Source organism: Streptococcus sp. SO2, assembly GCF_030440025.1.
Map to the genome: position 1 here is coordinate 100,677 of NZ_JAQFJH010000003.1, position 19,028 is coordinate 119,704.

A 19,028-nucleotide genomic window follows, 5' to 3' on the forward strand; every position below is an offset into this window, starting at 1 on the left:
ATATAAGATGATTGATTGGATAAAGGAGAATATGGTTGTATCGATTGTAGTAGGTATTCTATTGGTTTTGGCAGGAATAGGGATTGTATCGAGTTTCAGGCCATCTCAACAAACTAAAATAGAAGAAGCTGCCCAGGTGAGTTCTTCAGGAACCACTCAAAACGAGCCGTCTTCCAAAGAGGAAACAGCAGACGAGAAGAATTATCGGACAGCTAAGTTAAAACTAGAACGCCCCTATGCAGATGCAAGCTCAGAAGACAAAAAAGAAGTGTTAAAAGCCTTTGAAGAAGCAGTAGCAGATATAAAAAAGACGAATTTTCTACCAAATGTCAAGGGAACAATCGAGAATCATTTATCTATGACACAGAATGCGATGGTTCAAACCTTTGCGATGGCTCTTCTGACGAATCAGTATGATTTTCAACCTAAACAATTGGAAGTGATGCCAACTGAATCAGATGATGTGATTCAATTTTTGGTTGTTCTAACTAAAAATGGAGAAGAGAACAGCTATTTCGTTGGAAATTTTAATACTACGGTTCAACAAATCCAGCTAAAAGCCTATGTTGGCGGAAATATAGGTGGTACATACGGATAATAAGTTGCGCAAAAAGTTATATAACTTTTTGTGCTTTTATATTGACAAATAAAGTTGTTTTAGATATAATTAAGTATATAAAAAGTTATATAACAAAATATACAATTATCCAAGGAGGGAATCATGAAGATTCAGACTACAAACTTAGGAAAAGGTGGCGGTGGTAAGACTACAGATACCTTTAATGAAGGGGATTGGTTGGCACGTGTTAAGGGGCTTAGAACACTACTCATTGATGGAGCTTGGGAATGTAATTTGACAAGAACATTTGATGTAAAATGTGAGAAAACTGTCTATGATATATTTACGACTGGAGAGTATGAGATTGTTCCAATATCAGAAAATCTCAGTTTGATTTGTGGTGATGAGCGTTTGACAGATGAGCAGTTAGATCTTGCTAGTCGAGACGACAAGTATCTCCAGTTGTTTATGTGGTTTAGCGAACATTACGAAGAGTTAGAAGCACAATTTGATGTCATTCTAATTGATACGCACAATGATAAGAGTTTAGTTACAGCAAATTTTATAGCTGTATCAGATATTGTCCTGGCTGTTTCTGATGCCTCTCTTAATGGTTTTCGTGCCTGGTTATCTTTGAAAAATTTTGTAGACTTCATTAAGAGTGAAGCTATCGAAGTTATTACTAAGAAAAGCTATGTTAAAGCAGAACCTTATCTTATTGGAAATAAGATTAAATACTTTGGAAACAATGTATCAGACATCTGTGAACAATTTTTAGAAGTTGTTGAAGAAGACTCAGCTTACCTTGGTTCTATCCAGGAGAAAGAGCTCATGGCTAAGAGTCTTGTGATTAGCAAGAGTGTTTTTGAGCAGCATGAAGAGATGACAGCTAACCAAAAAAAGACACATCAAAGGTTTTATGATAATATAAACTACGTATATGAAAATATTTTGAGTGTGTTAGAAGGAGAGGTAGCATGACAGAGAATCGATTCGCACAAGTAAAACAAACATTCCAAAGTACACCAAAGAGAGAAAAGACTCCTTCGTCTAGGAAACAAAATCAGGAGGCTAGAAAGTCTCCTGAAAGCTACAATAAAAAGCAACGTTTCCCTTTCTCTCTCCATCATAATGTTCGATACGATATGTTAGATGCTTTAGTAGAGCATCATGGTGAAAAATCAGCTTCATCTTATCTTGAGAATCTGATTATAAGAGAATGGGAAAAGATGGAGCGAAAGAAAAAATAGAGTTCCATAAGAAAGGAAATGTCTCATGGTTTATACAGGAATGCCGTATTCTAGTTGGAAAAGACAGTCGCGAACTATTGAAGAACTGGAGCATATTTTTTTGGAAAAAGAGGGAATGAAGCGAGAAAGAGAAAATGAGTTCATCCAGGAATGTATAGAGCGAGATCTAGAATTTGCAAAGAAACACTATCAGACAACTGGAAATATTACTTATAGTATTCCTGTTAATGATTTGCCAAAGGATTTTAATAATCTTGAAGTAAATCTTGAAGTAAATCTGTATAACCTCATTCATTATGTTTATTCTGATGATGAACTTAGATTTTTTTATAAGACATCTAAAATCAGCTTCATCTCAAATTTAACGGATGTTCTTAATATCTCTGAAGATATTGCATTACAGATCCATTCTTTATTGTCGGACGAAGACTATATTATAAAATCACTTCATGAAAGTTGGTTTAGATTATGTGAAGTCAATGAGAGAAACAGACTACTCAATAGTAAATATGGTTCTTATGATCCCTTTTATAAGACGGTTAGAAATTCCCTATTGGCGAAAATTGAAAAGTTAAAATCGAAGAGTAACTTTATAAGAAACTGGAGGAATAATCGTTTTTGGAAAAAGAAAGGATTATCTCGCGAAAGTATTTCAAAATTGTACTCACTTGTAAGTTTTTTCTACCTGGAACATGATTGGGATAGGATTGCTTATCAAAAATTATTTTGTTTCCAGGTACGAGGAGATAATAAATTTTAAAATATTACTGATGAAGTAGGAGGAATCTATGATGATTTTCATTGATATTAAAAGACTTGTTCAGCTGTTCTTTATTTTTATCGGAGCTATAGCAATCTATGTTTTCTATAAAACATTTGGACTTAGTATGGTGTTTATAATTGTTTTAGGGTTGGCCGTTTTAAAATTCGCTCCAGCTTTCCTTCCAGTTGTATTATTACTGTATTTGGGACTTCACTTTACAGGTGGTTTTTCCTTTATTGCAGATGGAATTGTGACGGTTTTATGGAGTATTATTTTGATTCCTATGGGGATAGCTACTATTGAAATGAGCAAATCCTATTTTAGTAAGAAAGAGAAACCCTGGTATGACAAATAAGAGTTTATCTGAAAAGATAGGCTCTTTTTTTGTCAGAATAAAGGATTATTTGAACATTCAGGTCAAAATTTATTAAAATAAGCGTAATTTTAATAAGGGAGGATTCTGAATGGCTTTCTTTGATGAGAGAGAACTAAAAAATCAATTGCTGTTCCAAAATGCAAAAGAATTTTATAAATTTGTTTCTAAGTATGATGAGGAGATGATTCCAGTCATGAAAGCAAAGGGCTATACCTGTATTCATTCTATGGAGCGAACTGTCGCCTTCACATTTGGAGAGTTTACTTTCAGAAGAAGACGTTGGAAAAAGGGAAATCATTGGGTTATTCCAGTAGATGAAAAGTTAGGACTTCAGAAGAACGTCCGCTTCTCCTGGGAATTTATGTATCAGGTTGCTAAATTATCTACTTTAATGCCATATGATAAAGTAACTCAGGTGATCCAATTGACTTATCACATCTCTATCACAAAGCCAATTGTAGTAAAAGCTGTAAAAATTTGTGAGAAGTTATTGGAGGAGAGAGAAGGCTATCGATATTATGAAGAGAATAAAGAAGTTCGCAAAAGAAAAGCTCAGGTTATTTATATTGAGGGTGATGGTGTGATGGTTAAAGCACGTGACACACAGAAGGATAATAAACATTATGATTTATCTCATTTTGTAGTCCATACGGGAAGCCAGAAAGTTGGCAGCAATCGATTTGAACTCCAGGACAAAAAAGAATTTATTGGCCTTGATAATCGCTTAGTGAGGGAGCAGGTGATCGATTATCTGTTCAATAATTACGAAATTACGAATCAGACTTTATTGATCACGAATTCTGATGGAGGTCATGGATATACACCCTATGTTTTCAAAGAGATTGCGAAGGTTCTGCGAATTAAACGCCACGAACATTTCTGGGATGAGTACCATGTAAATAAGGAGTTGAAGAATTATCTAAAATTTTACTCTGAGGATCTATTAGAGAGAGCTTTCCAGGCGATTAAGCAACATGATAAGCAGTTAATGAGAACTGTCCTAGATACGACCGAAAGTTATATCGAGACAGAAGAAGAACAAGAGTTATTTGAGAAGTTCAAAAGTAAAATATTGAGAAATTTCCAATACACTAAACCAGCCGAACAGAGAGGATTCAGTCATGCAGGAATCGGGATAATGGAGAGTCAGCATCGTAAGGTCACTTATAGAATGAAAAAAAGAGGAATGTATTGGACTCTTGCTGGAGCTGAAACGATGAGTCGGATAATTGTTTTGAATTATGAGGATTCCTTGAGAGAATTATTCTTTGGCAACTGGAGAGAGGATTATGAAAAATTTATTTCTTTGGAGGAAGTTTCTGCTTATACCATTAAAAAGAGAATGAGTAAAACGGATAAAGAAAATACATCTAGATATCAATGTTACCCTGATAGTAAAAGATTATCCTACTTCCGAAAACAATAGAAGTACATAATAAAGTATATAAAAAGTTATATAACAATAACCTTTGTAAAAAAAGGTCTTTTTGTGCTACAATCAAGCATAAAATACTTGCGCGGTGTGTAAAAATGTGTTATAATTTACTTAAATTAATCGAATAAAAAAAGACGAAAAGTGCGCTAACACTTCTCGCCTTACCGAGTAAGAACTCGTCCTTCTTACTCAGTCTTTAATTAATGATACCTGATAAGTGTATCAATGTCAAGACTGAGCAAGAAATTTGTTCAGTCTTTTTTTAAAACTCGGTGATGTTCTCCTAAAAAATGTATGAATTTAGGCGTTCTAAAAAATTCTACCGCATACTATTTTTATATAAACTGTTGACAATGTTGTTCTATCAATGTTAAAATGTAATTCAACACTGATAGGAAAATCAGGTTGAGTCGTTGACTCTTCGGGTTGCAGTGCTATCCCTGAAACTTTGGTTTCTAAAGAACTGAAATTGCGATTGAACAATTCGCCCCCAGTGTTTGACGGCTCTTGACTTCGGTCAGGAGCTTTTTGATGCTTTTAAAGTTGATTCCCTCAGTAAGTTATAGTAAAGTATAAATATCGAGAGGATAACATAGGGCGACTGGTGACAGAGCGTTCAAAGGTACCAACTTCTGGTACGGGTGTGGGACTGCCCTCAGCTTTGAGCTGTAAAGACCCCTGACTACCATTGGTCCTCTCTTTTTGCTTACTCTTAAATTAAGTGCTTGTCTTTACCTTTTAGTAAGCGCTCCACTCCATGCTATTTCTACATCGTTATACTTATAGATTGACTTCTTAGCCTCATAGATGATAGAATTAAGTAAAGGCTGAGATCGAGTTTGATTTGGTGACAAGTCATTCAAAGGTTGCGATGCATTCGCTTCAGGTAGAGGTGCTGCCATCTGGACTGCTCCAGGAAAATCCCCGAGTTTTGTCTCAGCCTTTTTATTTGCTCTTGAGATTTCTCAAGAGCTTTTTCTTTTTTCAAAGATATCATTCTGTCCCAACCATCCACTCCAACGATTAATGAAACTAGAACTGTATTCTTCCTTAAATCTACTATCTCTTTAGATTCCCCCTTTAATTATAACACCTAAGTGCTCTCCGACCAAATCCTACCTGTCTTTTTGTTCCTTCTTCCCCTCCCGACTTTCTCCATTTCCGTCTTTTACTAATTTTTCATTTTATGGTATAATTGAAATAATTGTAACGAATCAAGGTCAATCTAGACACAAAATGGAATGAAATCAAGCAAATCTCTACTAAAAGTTTGGAATAAGCTGACCTGTAAATAGAAAGGAACTATATGATTTACAAAGTTTTTTATCAAGAAACAAAAGAACGTAGCCCACGTCGTGAAACAACACGCTCACTTTACCTAGACATCGATGCCAGCTCAGAACTTGAGGGCCGTATCGCTGCTCGCCAACTTGTCGAAGAAAACCGCCCAGAGTACAACATCGAATTCATCGAACTCTTGTCTGACAAATTGCTAGATTACGAAAAAGAAACTGGCGCTTTCGAGATTACGGAGTTCTAATATGGCCTACACTCTTAAACCTGAAGAAGTCGGCGTTTTTGCCATCGGTGGTCTGGGAGAAATCGGGAAAAACACTTACGGAATTGAATACCAAGACGAAATTATCATCGTCGATGCTGGGATTAAATTCCCAGAAGATGACTTGCTGGGTATCGACTACGTTATCCCTGACTACTCTTACATCGTGGACAATATCGACCGCGTCAAGGCTGTTTTGATTACACACGGACATGAGGACCACATCGGTGGGATTCCTTTCCTGCTCAAGCAAGCAAATGTCCCTATCTACGCTGGGCCACTTGCCCTGGCTTTGATCCGTGGAAAACTCGAAGAACACGGCCTCTTGCGCAACGCCAAACTTTACGAAATCAACCACAACACTGAGTTGACCTTTAAAAACCTCAAGGCAACTTTCTTTAGAACCACTCACTCCATTCCAGAGCCTTTAGGGATTGTCATTCATACTCCTCAAGGGAAAATCGTTTGTACGGGTGACTTTAAGTTTGACTTTACTCCAGTTGGAGAACCTGCAGACTTGCACCGTATGGCTGCCCTTGGTGAAGAAGGTGTGCTCTGTCTCCTGTCTGACTCGACAAATGCGGAAGTACCAACCTTTACCAACTCTGAAAAAGTCGTTGGCCAGTCCATCATGAAGATCATCCAAGGCATTGAAGGACGCATCATATTTGCATCCTTTGCCTCCAATATTTTCCGTCTCCAGCAAGCAACAGATGCTGCTGTTAAGACCGGACGCAAGATTGCAGTCTTTGGTCGTTCTATGGAAAAGGCCATTGTCAACGGAATCGAGCTTGGCTACATCAAAGCTCCTAAGGGAACCTTTATCGAGCCAAATGAAATCAAAGACTACCCTGCTGGCGAGGTTCTTATCCTTTGTACAGGTAGTCAAGGGGAGCCGATGGCAGCCCTCTCTCGTATCGCCAACGGAACCCACCGTCAAGTGCAACTCCAACCCGGCGATACCGTTATCTTCTCTTCTAGCCCAATTCCTGGAAACACCACTAGCGTCAACAAGCTGATTAACATTATCTCAGAAGCTGGTGTCGAAGTTATCCACGGTAAAGTGAACAATATCCATACATCTGGACACGGTGGTCAGCAAGAGCAAAAACTCATGCTCCGCTTGATTAAGCCAAAATACTTCATGCCTGTCCATGGTGAATACCGCATGCAAAAAGTCCACGCTGGACTAGCGGTGGATACTGGTGTCGAGAAGGACAATATCTTTATCATGAGCAATGGTGACGTGCTTGCCCTTACTGCTAACTCAGCTCGTATCGCAGGTCATTTCAATGCCCAAGACATCTATGTCGATGGAAATCGTATCGGCGAAATCGGTGCAGCCGTCCTCAAAGACCGTAGAGATCTATCCGAAGACGGTGTCGTACTTGCAGTCGCAACTGTTGACTTCAAATCGCAGATGATTCTGTCTGGTCCAGACATCCTCAGTCGAGGCTTTGTCTACATGAGAGAGTCTGGCGACTTGATTCGTCAAAGTCAGCGCATCCTCTTCAATGCCATTCGTATCGCATTGAAAAACAAAGATGCTAGCATCCAATCTGTCAATGGTGCTATTGTCAACGCTATTCGTCCTTTCCTCTATGAAAACACAGAACGTGAACCAATCATCATCCCGATGATCCTCACACCAGACGAAGAAGAATAAAGCAACAAAACAGCTCCGAAAATCGGAGCTGTTTTTCTCTATGCTTTCTTTTCTTGATTTTTAGAAATACTACGATTTTTACCTTCTAAATACACCATCAGAATAGAAATATCTGCTGGGTTTACTCCCGAAATACGGCTAGCTTGACCGATGGTTTCTGGATTGATAAGTTTGAACTTCTGACGGGCTTCTGTCGCAATCGAGTCAATATCATCCCAGTCGATATTGGCTGGAATGCGTTTTTCTTCCATTCGTTTCATCTTGGCAACCTGGTCCATGGCTTTGGAAATATAACCTTCGTACTTGATTTCTGTTTCAATTAATTCGATAATCTTGTCATCCAAATCCTCAGTAGCTGGTCCGATAAAGGCCACTACATCTTGGTAAGAAACTTCTGGACGGCGAAGGAATTCCTTGGCTGTCACTGCATCTGTCAACGGCTTGAATCCCATCGCTTCAACCTTAGCGTTCGTTTCCTTGACTGGCTTGAGTTTGATGCTGTCTAGGCGTTTCATCTCATTGTCAAATTGATTTTTCTTAATCTCAAAACGGGCCCAGCGTTCATCATCAACGAGACCAATCTCACGACCCATCTCAGTCAAACGCATATCAGCATTGTCATGACGGAGGATGAGACGGTATTCAGCACGACTGGTTAAGAGACGGTAAGGTTCAATAGTTCCCTTGGTCACCAAGTCGTCAATCATCACCCCGATATAACCGTCACTGCGCTTCAAAATCAATTCAGGCTTGCCTTGGATTTTCAAAGCCGCATTGATACCAGCGATAATCCCTTGGCCAGCAGCTTCTTCGTAACCAGATGTCCCATTTGTCTGACCAGCTGTGAAAAGTCCTGAGATTTTCTTGGTTTCCAGAGTCGCACGCAACTGATGAGGCAAGACCATGTCATACTCGATAGCATAACCAGTTCGCATCATTTCTGCATTTTCCAAACCTTTGATGGAATGAACCAGCTCGCGTTGTACATCCTCAGGCAGACTGGTTGACAAGCCTTGGACATAGACTTCCTCTGTATTGCGTCCTTCTGGCTCAAGGAAGAGCTGGTGGCGTTCCTTGTCCGCAAAGCGCACAATCTTATCCTCTATCGACGGGCAATAACGAGGGCCCACTCCCTTAACCACACCTGTAAACATAGGCGCACGGTGGAGGTTATTTTGGATAATCTCATGACTGGTACCATTGGTGTAGGTCAACCAGCATGGAACTTGGTCTTTGACATAATCCTCATCACGCGAAGTATAAGAGAAGTGATTGGGTGCTTCATCTCCTGGCTGGATTTCTGTCACATCGTAGTTGATAGAAGAAGCCTTGACACGCGGAGGTGTACCTGTCTTGAAACGACCGATTTCGAGTCCCAGTTCCTTGAGATTGTCAGCAAGGTTAATCGAAGCCAAGCTGTGGTTTGGTCCTGATGAGTACTTGAGGTCTCCGATGATAATTTCCCCACGGAGGGCTGTTCCTGTCGTCACGATAACGGCCTTTGCAGCATACTCTTGATGGGTCGCTGTACGAACACCGACAACCTTGCCATCTTCTACCAAAATCTCATCAATCATGGTTTGACGGAGGGTCAAATTTTCTTGATTTTCAACTGTCTTGCGCATTTCTTTAGAGTAAAGCTCCTTGTCAGCTTGCGCACGAAGGGCACGGACAGCAGGGCCTTTCCCTGTGTTGAGCATCTTCATCTGGATGTAAGTCTTGTCAATGGTTTTAGCCATCTCGCCACCAAGTGCATCGACTTCACGTACGACAATCCCCTTGGCAGAACCACCGATCGAAGGGTTACAAGGCATAAAAGCCAGCATTTCAATGTTGATGGTCGCAAGCAAGACCTTGCAACCCATACGGCTAGCAGCTAGAGATGCCTCCACCCCAGCGTGCCCCGCACCGATTACAATAATATCGTATTCTTCCGTAAAATTATAAGTCATTTCTTAACCTCTCAAAAATTTCTCGCAAATAAGGAACTAACTTCTCCTCCTCTAGAACTTGATCCATAGTAACCCATTTAAAGTGTGTATGCTCTTCAGGATCTAATCTGATAATTGGCTTCTCCCCAACCCACTCTGCTTTATAAACTAAGCGAGTAAAAACCGTATCCTTAGAGGTATCCAGTTGACTATCTTCGTGAAGAAGTTTGAGCGAACTGCTATCTAGCCTAACTCCCGCTTCTTCAATGCATTCTCTAAGAGCACCATCTCGCGGAAGTTCACCCTTTTCAACCCCGCCACCAGGAATATCCCAGTAAGTTGGATAAACGTTGGGTTCTCCTCTTTTAATTTCCGAACGCTGAATGAGTAAATAATCACCACCACTATGAACAAGTACATGGGCAATAAGCTTAACCATCATTTTCTCTCCTATTCCTCAAGATGAATGTGTTTTAGTTGGCCGTCCCAATCTGGTAGGGCTGTTTTTAAAAAGGCTGGAACTAGCTGGATATTCTGGAGTTTATCCAAATCAATCCACTCACAAGGCTGCGTTTTTTCATCTTCCTGCATGGTCAATGGAGCATCTTCAAGCAAGTCCACCAGATAATGAAACTCGATGTTGTGATAGGAAACACCGTCTTGTTCAAAACGATTTTCAACCACGAAAGCTAGCTGCTCAGCTTGAGCTTTGACACCCAGTTCTTCCTTCACTTCACGGACTACCGCGTCTTCCGTGCTTTCATTGACTTGAATCGCACCGCCAATAGTGTAATACTTGCCCTTATCTTTGGTAACTAGGAGCTTGCCATTTTGGAGAATCAAGGCTGTCGCCCGAACACCAAAAACAGTATTTTCCACTTTTGTCCGAAAGTCTTGTTGAGCCATTTTTATCCTTTCCCTTAAACGACACAAAAACAGTCAAAACTCGTAAGGAGTGCAGGGCAAAAAAGCCTGCAACATCCATGAGCTTTGACCATCATTTCTATTGCTTTTATTATTGTAGCAAATTGAGAAAATTTGTCAATCTAAATGTACTGACAAACTTGTCCATCTCGATAAGCATTGTCAATCAAGCCACCACCTAGACACTCTTCGCCATCGTAAAAGACAACTGCCTGTCCTGGTGTAATCGCACGTTGTGGTTCCGCAAAGATGACCTCTGCCTTGTCTCCTTTGACATGTACTGTCACCTTAGAATCAGGCTGACGGTAGCGGAATTTTGCTGTGCATTCTAGAGTAAATTCCTCTGGCATGTCACGAGTAAAGTGAACTTGACTGGCCTCTAGGCTTGTTGACATGAGCGAATCATGATAGAAACCTTGGCCGACATAGAGGATATTTTGGCTCAAATCTTTTCCGACAACGAACCAAGGGGCATTGTCACCGCCGTGTTGACCACCGATACCAAGTCCTCCACGCTGACCGATCGTATAATACATGAGACCAGCATGCTCACCCATATCACGTCCATCCACAGTCATCATGCGACCAGGCTGGGCTGGCAAGTAGTTGCCGAGAAATTCTTTAAAGTTCTTTTCTCCGATAAAGCAAATCCCTGTCGAGTCTTTCTTCTTAGCAGTCGCAAGTCCTGCTTCTTCTGCGAGTCTGCGAACTTCAGGCTTTTCCAAATGTCCCAAGGGGAACATGGTTTTTTGGAGTTGTTCTTGCGAAAGTTGACTGAGGAAATAGGTCTGGTCCTTGCCATTGTCCACGCCACGAAGCATGTGAACGATGCCATTCTCATCACGCGCTACTCGAGCATAATGCCCCGTCGCTACATAGTCTGCTCCTAAGGTCATAGCATAGTCCAAAAAGGCCTTGAACTTGATTTCCTTGTTACACATAACGTCTGGATTTGGCGTGCGTCCTGCACGGTATTCCGCTAGGAAATACTCAAAGACGCGGTCCCAGTACTCTTTTTCAAAATTGACAGAGTAGTAAGGAATGCCGATCTGGTCTGCCACCGCAGCCACATCCTTGTAATCTTCGGTCGCCGTACAGACGCCGTTTTCATCTGTGTCATCCCAGTTCTTCATGAAGATACCGATCACATCGTAGCCCTGCTCCTTGAGCAAGAGAGCCGTCACCGACGAATCAACACCACCACTCATCCCCACGACAACACGTGTTTTAGAGTTATCACTCATGGTAAGTCTCCCATCTATTCGTTTATTCATACCCTTCAAAATTCTATTCATTATGACTTTCAATAGAATTTCTTTGAGTATAGTCTTTTCGTTTGCTTTTAGGAGTAAAATGGTCTGGGAGACCATTTTAGCCTATCATCTTAAAATGGAAATATGATAGGCAACGAGTCGCAGACATAACTTGAGTTCGCTCAATCAGTCTGGGAGACTGATTGAGGTTATAAATCAGACAAGCTCAGCTTGCATCTCATTGCGAGTTAACGACGTAATAAAAGATAAACGAAATGACTAGTTCACGATTGAAGGTCGTGTGTGCTTCACGATTGAAGGTCGCTTGAGCAGTATTCATTATAACACGCTTGGTTGGAGAAGACAAGAAAGAGGCTGATAAATCATTTCAGCCTCTCTTTCTTACTTTACAAACGAATCAATTTTCCCCTTTAAGTTCTTTCTTCGCTTGTTCTATCTGGTATTTCACCTGCTCAAAGCCGGTTCCTCCTAAGGAATTCCGTCTCTGAACAGCGGTTTCTGGGCGCAAGTAGATATAAATATCCTCTTCAATCAAGGGATGGTAGGCTTGCAACTCCTTCAAATCCCAATCTTGGATGTTTTTACCATGCTTGATAGAGTCTAGAACCAATTTCCCTACTATTTCATGCGCTTCTCTAAAAGGGAGGCCTTTTTCAGCCAAATAATCTGCCAGTTCGGTCGCATTTGAAAAATCATTCTCTGTGGATTGCTGCATTTTGGCCTTATTAACCTGCATGCTCGATAGCATACCTGCCAGCACATCCAGAGAATTTAAAATCGTTTCTACTGTATCAAACATGCCTTCCTTGTCCTCTTGCAAATCCTTATTGTAAGCCAGAGGCAAAGACTTCATGACGGTCAATAGCCCAAGCAAGTTCCCGTAAACTCGGCCTGTCTTCCCTCGAATCAATTCCGCCATATCAGGATTTTTCTTCTGGGGCATGATAGATGAACCCGTTGAAAAGCTATCAGACAAGCTAATGTACTGATACTCAAAACTGCACCAATTGATGATTTCCTCACAAAAACGACTCATATGCATCATCAAAATGCTGGCATTTGACAGAAATTCTAAGATAAAATCACGGTCACTCACTGCGTCCAAGGAATTGGTATAGGGTTGTTGGAAACCCAATAAATCACTCGATAATTGACGATCGATTGGAAAAGTTGTCCCCGCCAAAGCAGCCGCACCCAGTGGAGATAGGTCCGTATGTTTCAGGTTAAATGCAAAACGCTCGCTATCCCTTTGAAACATATTGTAATAAGCCATGAGATGGTGGGCAAAACTAATCGGTTGGGCGTGCTGCAAATGAGTATAGCCTGGCATGATGGTTTCCACATGTTTTTCAGCCAAATCCAGCAAAACACTATTCAGATTCGCCAACTTATCCAAGACATGGCCAAGCTGCTCCTTTAGATATAAGTGCATATCCGTTGCGACTTGGTCATTCCGAGAACGAGCCGTGTGTAGTTTCCCAGCCAGAGGACCGATTTTCTCTGTCAGCAACACTTCCATATTCATATGAATATCTTCATTTGCAATATCAAAATGAAGCTCCCCTGCCTCTAAATCTCGCAACAAAGCTTTCAGACCATCTTGGATCTGCTCTGACTCTTCCAAGCTTAAAATGCCAGTCTGTCCTAGCATTTGAACATGAGCTAGGGAACCCATCAAATCAAATTTTGCCAGCTGGTGGTCAAAAGAAATACTCGCACCGAACTGTTCTACCCAATCTTCCACAGTGCCTTCAAATCGACCACCCCATAATTTTGTATTTTTCGGCATATCCTGTCGTCCCTTTCTATCGCGTCACTACTCAACATTTTTCTGAACTTCTGAATAAACCTTAGTCGGAAGCCCCCAAAGCTTGATAAATCCAACAGCCGCATCTTGGTCAAAAGTATCCGCACTGGTATAAGTCGCCAAATTTTCATCGTAAAGAGAATTTGGTGATTTCCGAGCCACTACCTGGGCGTTCCCCTTATAGAGTTTAACTTTTGCAGTTCCATTGACAACTTTCTGTGTCTCCTTGATATAGGCAATCAAAGCCTGAGTTGCTGGGCTAAACCACAAAGCATTATAGATGAGATTGGACAACTCATTTTCGATAATAGGTTTGAAATGAGCCACTTCTCTCACAAGAGTCAAGTCTTCAATCTCCTTATGAGCTGCCAATAAAGTCACAGCGCCTGGGCACTCATAAATCTCTCTTGACTTAATACCGACTAGGCGATTTTCCACATGGTCAATACGACCGACACCATGTTTGCCCGCAATTTCATTTAGCTTTTGAATCAAATCCGCTACTTTCATCTTCTCACCATTGAGGGAGATGGGCACCCCACAGCTAAACTCAATGTCAATAAATTCTGGACTGTCTGGCGCCTCTTCTGGAGAAGATGTGATTCCAAATGCTTCTTCTGGCGCTTGGTTCCAAGGATTTTCCAAGACACCACATTCATTTGCACGTCCCCAAAGATTTTGATCGACAGAGTAAGGATTGTCAAGGTCAGCAGGAACTGGAACGCCGTTTTCTTTTGCATATTGGATTTCTTCTTCACGAGACCATTTCCACTCACGAACAGGCGCAACTACCTTTAGATTGGGATCCAAAGCTGCGATAGAGACTTCAAACCGAACTTGGTCGTTTCCCTTACCTGTACAACCATGGGCAATTGTGGTTGCCCCCGTCTGATGAGCTATTTCAACGAGTTTTTTTGAAATAAGAGGGCGACTCAGAGCAGATACCAAGGGATACTTCTGTTCATAGTAGGCATGAGCCTGAAGGGCCACTAAAACATAGTCATTAGCAAATTCTTCCTTAACATCAATGACATAAGACTCAACAGCCCCAACCTTGAGAGCTTTATCGTGGATGAATTCCAGATCTTTTCCTTCACCCACATCCATACAAACAGCAATCACATCATAGTCTTTTTTTAACCATGTAATAGCAACTGATGTATCCAATCCACCTGAATAGGCTAAAATGACTTTTTCCTTACTCATTTCTCATCCTTCTTTCTATTTTTCGATAGAGGCTTTAAAAGCATCGTCAATCAATTTGTCCAACTCCCCAGAATCCTTCAACTTCTGGATGGTTTTGTCAACCGCTTCTTTCAATTCTTTACTATCTTTTTTCATCGCAACAGCGTAGGAATCTTCTTTGTCATTGTCAAAATCAAACTCAGCGATGGCTAGGTCTGGATTATTCTCTACAAATCCTTTCGCCACTGGTTCCTCAAAGATAACCGCATCCAGTTGCCCTGATTTCAAATCTGTTATCAAATTTCCATTTTTAGGAAGTGAAACGAGAGATGAATCCTGCAAGGTTTCTTTAGCCAGAGTTTCCTGGATAGAACCTTTCTGCGCTCCAACCTTTTTCTGAGCCAAATCCTGGACTGATTGGTAATTCGTTAATTCAGATTTTCTTACGATAACCTTATTTTTCGAAGTGTAGTAGGGAATTGAAAAATCGTAAACTTGACTTCTCTCTTCCGTTTTAGAAACACCTGATATGGCAAGATCGGCCTTACCTGAATCAAGACTAGCCAGTACATTGTCAAAACTCATTGGAGAGAACTCCACTTCTACACCTAGTTCCTTTGCGATGGCTTTGGCTAGCTCAACATCTGAACCTACAATCTGATTTTTCCCATCGACCAATTTCTGGTATTCAAATGGAGCAAACTCTGGATTTAGGGCCACCACCAATTTTCCTTTAGCCTTAATGGCTTCAACACCTTGGGATTGAGTGTTATTACAAGCAAATAATAAGGGAAACATAAGCAAACCAAACATCGTCATCAACACCTTCTTCACTTTATTCATAGAAGAGCCTCCTTTTATTTTTATACTTTATTGTTGTATAAATAATACTCCTCTCGTTTTCGTTTGTCAAGAAAAAACTGTATTTTATTTCATTAAAATCAAGAAAAAGCTTATTATATGATATATTTTTACACATAATAAGCTTATTTATACTATTTGAGTTTTAAAACAATTTGAAGAATTTTGTCGAAATTATACAAATAGAGCATTGCTGAGAAGCTCGTTACACTTTTTGTTATAGACAAACAAAAAAAGAGCCCTAAAGGACTCTTTTATTCTTAATACCAACCGTTGTTAAGCCAGAAGTTCTTGGCAGCTGTCCATGAACCGTAACGTCCTGCAACGTAGGCATCTGCTACACGTTCTTGGTTTTCAGCTGAGTAGTCACCGTTCAAGTATGAATCTGTCAATTGGTAACGTCCGATGTAACGTCCGTTTGTAGCAGTGTAGCTACCACCTGATTCTTTTTGAGCGATCCATTCTTTGGCTTCTGCTTCAGAACCACTTACAGTAGAAGCTGCTGCAGTGTTGCTTTCTGCTGCTGGAGCTGCAGGTGCAGCTGGGGCTTCATAAGTTGTTGTTTCAGTTGCTTCAGTTGCTTCTTCTGCAATTTCTTCCGCAGTTGCTGGGGCTTCATAAGTTGTTGCTGAAGCTGCAGCGGTTGCAGTTGCTGTCGATGGAGCTGTTCCTTCGATAACCAAAACTTGGTCAACATAGATAAGATGAATATCTTTGATGTTGTTTTTTGCTGCCAATTTTTCAACAGTTGTGTTGTACTTCTCAGCGATTTCTGAAAGAGTATCACCTGATTTAACTGTGTAAGTTACAGTTTCTTGGGCAGATGCAAGTGATGGAGCAAAGAAAGCAAGCAAAGCTGCTACTCCTGCGATAGTTGTTTTAATTTTTTTAGTTGTTAATGACATATCTAAAAATTCTCCTTCCATTGGATATATCTATGATACCTTTTAAATGTTACTGTTGTTTAACGGTTTTATGTAGAAATATTACAAAAATGTTTTATATTTACCGTTTTAAGTAGGTTTTTGTCACAAAAGACCTTATTTTATACTATCTTTAATCATTTTAAGCTTTTGATAAGGGAAATAAGCGCAGAGGTCCATTCTTTGATATAATAGATATAAGAATCTTTGTAAGGGGAAACAGATGCACTCACTTCGTTTTCAATCTGTCTTTGACATTATCGGACCAGTTATGATTGGCCCATCAAGTAGCCATACTGCTGGAGCTGTTCGCATCGGGAAAATCGTCTCTTCCATCTTTGATGATACGCCGACAGAAGTCGAATTCCAATTATTTAACTCATTTGCCAAAACCTACCGTGGTCATGGAACGGACCTCGCTCTCGTCGCTGGTATATTAGGTATGGATACAGACGATCCCGACATTCCAAATAGCCTAGAGATTGCCCATAAACGTGGTATCAAGATTGTCTGGACCATTCAGAAAGACAGCAACGCTCCTCATCCTAATACCACTAAAATTACTGTGAAGAATGAACACAAGTCCATCAGTGTGACAGGAATTTCCATTGGTGGGGGAAATATCCAAGTTACGGAGCTTAACGGCTTTGCTGTCTCTCTCAACATGAATACACCGACCATCATCATCGTGCATCAGGATGTTCCAGGTATGATTGCCCATGTTACTGAAGCCCTCTCTCGTTTCGATATCAACATCGCTCAGATGAATGTGACTCGAGAAAAAGCTGGAGAAAAAGCCATTATGATTATCGAAGTCGATAGTCGAAGTTGCGAAGAGGCGATTGAAGAAATCCGAAAAATCCCTCATCTCCACAATGTCAATTTCTTTAAGTAGGAGGAAACATGTTTTATTCTATCAAAGAATTGGTCGAGCAGGCGGATCTAGACTTCCAAGGAAATGTCGCAGAACTCATGATTGCGACAGAATATCAACTAACCGGTCGGGAACGTCCAGAAGTTCTCCTCCTCATGGAACGCAATCTAGAAGTCATGAAAGCCTCTGTCGAGCTCGGTCTCAGTGAAAATAAATCCCGTAGTGGCCTAACGGGTGGAGACGCGGCCAAACTAGACCGCCATCTCAAAAGTGGCAAGGCCTTGTCGGACTTTACCATCCTATCAGCAGCCCGTAATGCCATCGCGGTCAATGAACACAATGCGAAGATGGGCTTGGTCTGCGCTACTCCAACCGCAGGAAGTGCCGGCTGTCTGCCAGCCGTTCTCACTGCTGCTATCCAAAAACTTGACCTCAGCCACGAAGAACAGCTGGATTTCCTCTTTGCTGCTGGTGCCTTTGGACTAGTCATCGCAAACAATGCCTCTATCTCAGGTGCTGAAGGTGGCTGTCAGGCCGAGGTTGGCTCTGCATCTGCCATGAGTGCCGCAGCCTTGACCTTGGCTGCAGGTGGAAGCCCCTATCAGGCTAGCCAAGCCATTGCCTTTGTCATTAAAAATATGCTAGGTCTCATCTGCGACCCCGTCGCTGGTTTGGTTGAAGTTCCCTGTGTCAAACGAAATGCCATGGGAGCCAGCTTTGCCTTTATCGCAGCAGACATGGCTTTGGCAGGTATCGAGTCTAAGATCCCTGTTGACGAAGTCATCGATGCCATGTACCAAGTCGGATCAAGTCTTCCAACTGCCTTTCGTGAAACGGCCGAGGGTGGACTTGCCACTACACCTACTGGTCGCCGCCTACAAAAAGAAATCTTCGGAGAATAAGCTTATCTATATCTATTAGGAGAAACTATGCCCTCTATCTCAGCAATCTTTTTTGATCTAGACGGAACACTCGTTGACAGTTCTATCGGGATTCACAATGCCTTTACCCATACCTTTAAAGAGCTAGGAGTTCCAAGCCCTGATGCCAAAACCATTCGTGGTTTTATGGGACCACCACTTGAAAGTAGTTTTGCAACATGTCTTCCCAAGGAACAAATCTCAGAAGCTGTTCAAATCTATCGTTCTTACTACAAGGAAAAAGGAATCCACGAAGCGCAACTCTTCCCCCGAATAACGGAATTGCTTCAAGAGCTTTCGCAAAACTACCCTCTCTACATCACTACAACAAAGAATACTCCTACTGCTCACGATATGACTAAAAATCTGGGAATCCATCATTTCTTTGATGGCATTTATGGTTCTAGTCCTGAAACACCACACAAGGCAGATGTCATCCGTTACGCCTTGCAAACGCATCAACTCCATGCAGACCAGGTCCTCATCATTGGGGATACCAAGTTTGATATGATTGGAGCCCAAGAAACTGGCATTAAAAAGTTCGCTGTTACTTGGGGATTTGGAGAAGAGGCTGATTTGCTCAGCTATCAACCTGACTGGATTGCCCGTACCATTGATGATATCATTAAGCAACTATAAATAATACAACGATTTGAAATTACAGAGTAAAAAGGCCAAGGTCCTGTACAAACAGAATCTTGGCCTTTTATTTATAATTAGTT

At 41.1% G+C, this 19,028-nt stretch carries 19 protein-coding genes; 11 read left to right on the forward strand and 8 right to left on the reverse strand.

The genetic code is table 11. From position 1 onward, the window contains the following. Positions 1-7: 7 nt before the first annotated feature. The 8 genes from PCY17_RS04835 (at position 8) to PCY17_RS04870 (ending at position 7,607) form a co-directional block, all read left to right on the forward strand. Positions 8-598, forward strand: coding sequence for a hypothetical protein (locus tag PCY17_RS04835; protein ID WP_301392051.1), 591 nt, complete (start codon positions 8-10; stop codon positions 596-598). Positions 599-721: 123 nt separating this feature from the next. Continuing rightward, positions 722-1,540 (forward strand): ParA family protein, encoded by an 819-nt coding sequence (locus PCY17_RS04840; RefSeq protein ID WP_293887052.1) that lies wholly within the window; start codon positions 722-724, stop codon positions 1,538-1,540. After that, entirely contained in the window at positions 1,537-1,809 is a 273-nt protein-coding gene (locus tag PCY17_RS04845) for a hypothetical protein (RefSeq protein ID WP_084943735.1), read from the forward strand. The genes PCY17_RS04840 and PCY17_RS04845 overlap by 4 nt, the downstream gene beginning before the upstream one ends. A 25-nt stretch (positions 1,810-1,834) precedes the next feature. Beyond that, a complete protein-coding gene (locus PCY17_RS04850) occupies positions 1,835-2,569 on the forward strand; it encodes a hypothetical protein (protein WP_301392052.1) in 735 nt (244 codons plus the stop codon). 28 nt (positions 2,570-2,597) lie between these two features. After that, positions 2,598-2,927, forward strand: a complete 330-nt coding sequence (locus PCY17_RS04855) for a hypothetical protein (RefSeq protein WP_000972579.1) — start codon at positions 2,598-2,600, stop codon at positions 2,925-2,927. Between the two features lie 109 nt (positions 2,928-3,036). Next, entirely contained in the window at positions 3,037-4,374 is a 1,338-nt protein-coding gene (locus PCY17_RS04860) for an ISLre2 family transposase (protein WP_301392053.1), read from the forward strand. A gap of 1,315 nt (positions 4,375-5,689) precedes the next feature. Beyond that, entirely contained in the window at positions 5,690-5,923 is a 234-nt protein-coding gene (locus PCY17_RS04865) for a DNA-dependent RNA polymerase subunit epsilon (RefSeq protein WP_000639585.1), read from the forward strand. Position 5,924: 1 nt separating this feature from the next. Beyond that, the gene (locus tag PCY17_RS04870) at positions 5,925-7,607 is read left to right on the forward strand and encodes a ribonuclease J (RefSeq protein WP_301392054.1); all 1,683 of its coding nucleotides are present in this window, start codon (positions 5,925-5,927) and stop codon (positions 7,605-7,607) included. Between the two features lie 38 nt (positions 7,608-7,645). On the opposite strand, the gene mnmG is transcribed toward PCY17_RS04870, so the two are convergent. The 8 genes from mnmG to PCY17_RS04910 all read right to left on the reverse strand — a co-directional run bounded on the left by mnmG (position 7,646) and on the right by PCY17_RS04910 (position 16,494). Then, a complete protein-coding gene (gene mnmG, locus PCY17_RS04875; RefSeq protein ID WP_000221913.1) occupies positions 7,646-9,559 on the reverse strand; it encodes a tRNA uridine-5-carboxymethylaminomethyl(34) synthesis enzyme MnmG in 1,914 nt (637 codons plus the stop codon). Then, positions 9,549-9,980 carry an NUDIX hydrolase gene (locus tag PCY17_RS04880; RefSeq protein ID WP_301392055.1) on the reverse strand — a complete coding sequence of 144 codons (432 nt, stop codon included), beginning with the start codon at positions 9,978-9,980 and terminating at the stop codon, positions 9,549-9,551. Before PCY17_RS04880 ends, mnmG begins: the two co-directional genes overlap by 11 nt. 8 nt (positions 9,981-9,988) lie before the next feature. Next, positions 9,989-10,444 carry an NUDIX hydrolase gene (locus PCY17_RS04885; RefSeq protein WP_301392056.1) on the reverse strand — a complete coding sequence of 152 codons (456 nt, stop codon included), beginning with the start codon at positions 10,442-10,444 and terminating at the stop codon, positions 9,989-9,991. 140 nt (positions 10,445-10,584) lie between these two features. Beyond that, the gene (mnmA, locus tag PCY17_RS04890; protein ID WP_301392057.1) at positions 10,585-11,706 is read right to left on the reverse strand and encodes a tRNA 2-thiouridine(34) synthase MnmA; all 1,122 of its coding nucleotides are present in this window, start codon (positions 11,704-11,706) and stop codon (positions 10,585-10,587) included. A 427-nt stretch (positions 11,707-12,133) separates the two neighbouring features. Further along, positions 12,134-13,525, reverse strand: a complete 1,392-nt coding sequence (gene argH / locus PCY17_RS04895) for an argininosuccinate lyase (protein ID WP_301392058.1) — start codon at positions 13,523-13,525, stop codon at positions 12,134-12,136. 27 nt (positions 13,526-13,552) lie between these two features. Beyond that, complete coding sequence (locus PCY17_RS04900) at positions 13,553-14,749, reverse strand: argininosuccinate synthase (RefSeq protein ID WP_000031908.1); 1,197 nt, start codon at positions 14,747-14,749, stop codon at positions 13,553-13,555. 15 nt (positions 14,750-14,764) lie between these two features. Continuing rightward, entirely contained in the window at positions 14,765-15,571 is an 807-nt protein-coding gene (locus PCY17_RS04905; RefSeq protein ID WP_301392059.1) for an ABC transporter substrate-binding protein, read from the reverse strand. 278 nt (positions 15,572-15,849) lie between these two features. Then, on the reverse strand, positions 15,850-16,494 hold the full coding sequence (locus PCY17_RS04910; protein WP_301392060.1) for a LysM domain-containing protein: 645 nt from the start codon (positions 16,492-16,494) through the stop codon (positions 15,850-15,852). Positions 16,495-16,735: 241 nt separating this feature from the next. On the opposite strand from PCY17_RS04910, the gene sdaAB reads away from it, so the two are divergent. Genes sdaAB through PCY17_RS04925 form a run of 3 tightly spaced genes read left to right on the forward strand, consistent with a single transcriptional unit; the run spans position 16,736 to position 18,945 of the window. Next, entirely contained in the window at positions 16,736-17,407 is a 672-nt protein-coding gene (gene sdaAB, locus PCY17_RS04915) for an L-serine ammonia-lyase, iron-sulfur-dependent subunit beta (RefSeq protein ID WP_000555868.1), read from the forward strand. Between the two features lie 8 nt (positions 17,408-17,415). Continuing rightward, positions 17,416-18,288 carry an L-serine ammonia-lyase, iron-sulfur-dependent, subunit alpha gene (gene sdaAA, locus PCY17_RS04920; protein WP_000500030.1) on the forward strand — a complete coding sequence of 291 codons (873 nt, stop codon included), beginning with the start codon at positions 17,416-17,418 and terminating at the stop codon, positions 18,286-18,288. Between the two features lie 27 nt (positions 18,289-18,315). Next, a complete protein-coding gene (locus tag PCY17_RS04925; protein WP_001139310.1) occupies positions 18,316-18,945 on the forward strand; it encodes an HAD-IA family hydrolase in 630 nt (209 codons plus the stop codon). Positions 18,946-19,028 lie beyond the last annotated feature (83 nt).

What these genes read in the sequence shown, in the direction of transcription:
- PCY17_RS04925 (WP_001139310.1), top strand. Translation starts at nt 18,316, where the DNA reads ATGCCCTCTATCTCAGCAATCTTTTTTGATCTAGACGGAACACTCGTT.
- PCY17_RS04880 (WP_301392055.1), bottom strand. Translation starts at nt 9,980, where the DNA reads ATGATGGTTAAGCTTATTGCCCATGTACTTGTTCATAGTGGTGGTGAT.
- PCY17_RS04845 (WP_084943735.1), top strand. Translation starts at nt 1,537, where the DNA reads ATGACAGAGAATCGATTCGCACAAGTAAAACAAACATTCCAAAGTACA.
- PCY17_RS04865 (WP_000639585.1), top strand. Translation starts at nt 5,690, where the DNA reads ATGATTTACAAAGTTTTTTATCAAGAAACAAAAGAACGTAGCCCACGT.
- PCY17_RS04885 (WP_301392056.1), bottom strand. Translation starts at nt 10,444, where the DNA reads ATGGCTCAACAAGACTTTCGGACAAAAGTGGAAAATACTGTTTTTGGT.
- PCY17_RS04900 (WP_000031908.1), bottom strand. Translation starts at nt 14,749, where the DNA reads ATGAGTAAGGAAAAAGTCATTTTAGCCTATTCAGGTGGATTGGATACA.
- PCY17_RS04870 (WP_301392054.1), top strand. Translation starts at nt 5,925, where the DNA reads ATGGCCTACACTCTTAAACCTGAAGAAGTCGGCGTTTTTGCCATCGGT.
- mnmA (WP_301392057.1), bottom strand. Translation starts at nt 11,706, where the DNA reads ATGAGTGATAACTCTAAAACACGTGTTGTCGTGGGGATGAGTGGTGGT.
- PCY17_RS04840 (WP_293887052.1), top strand. Translation starts at nt 722, where the DNA reads ATGAAGATTCAGACTACAAACTTAGGAAAAGGTGGCGGTGGTAAGACT.
- sdaAA (WP_000500030.1), top strand. Translation starts at nt 17,416, where the DNA reads ATGTTTTATTCTATCAAAGAATTGGTCGAGCAGGCGGATCTAGACTTC.
- sdaAB (WP_000555868.1), top strand. Translation starts at nt 16,736, where the DNA reads ATGCACTCACTTCGTTTTCAATCTGTCTTTGACATTATCGGACCAGTT.
- PCY17_RS04910 (WP_301392060.1), bottom strand. Translation starts at nt 16,494, where the DNA reads ATGTCATTAACAACTAAAAAAATTAAAACAACTATCGCAGGAGTAGCA.
- PCY17_RS04905 (WP_301392059.1), bottom strand. Translation starts at nt 15,571, where the DNA reads ATGAATAAAGTGAAGAAGGTGTTGATGACGATGTTTGGTTTGCTTATG.
- PCY17_RS04860 (WP_301392053.1), top strand. Translation starts at nt 3,037, where the DNA reads ATGGCTTTCTTTGATGAGAGAGAACTAAAAAATCAATTGCTGTTCCAA.
- argH (WP_301392058.1), bottom strand. Translation starts at nt 13,525, where the DNA reads ATGCCGAAAAATACAAAATTATGGGGTGGTCGATTTGAAGGCACTGTG.
- mnmG (WP_000221913.1), bottom strand. Translation starts at nt 9,559, where the DNA reads ATGACTTATAATTTTACGGAAGAATACGATATTATTGTAATCGGTGCG.
- PCY17_RS04850 (WP_301392052.1), top strand. Translation starts at nt 1,835, where the DNA reads ATGGTTTATACAGGAATGCCGTATTCTAGTTGGAAAAGACAGTCGCGA.
- PCY17_RS04855 (WP_000972579.1), top strand. Translation starts at nt 2,598, where the DNA reads ATGATGATTTTCATTGATATTAAAAGACTTGTTCAGCTGTTCTTTATT.
- PCY17_RS04835 (WP_301392051.1), top strand. Translation starts at nt 8, where the DNA reads ATGATTGATTGGATAAAGGAGAATATGGTTGTATCGATTGTAGTAGGT.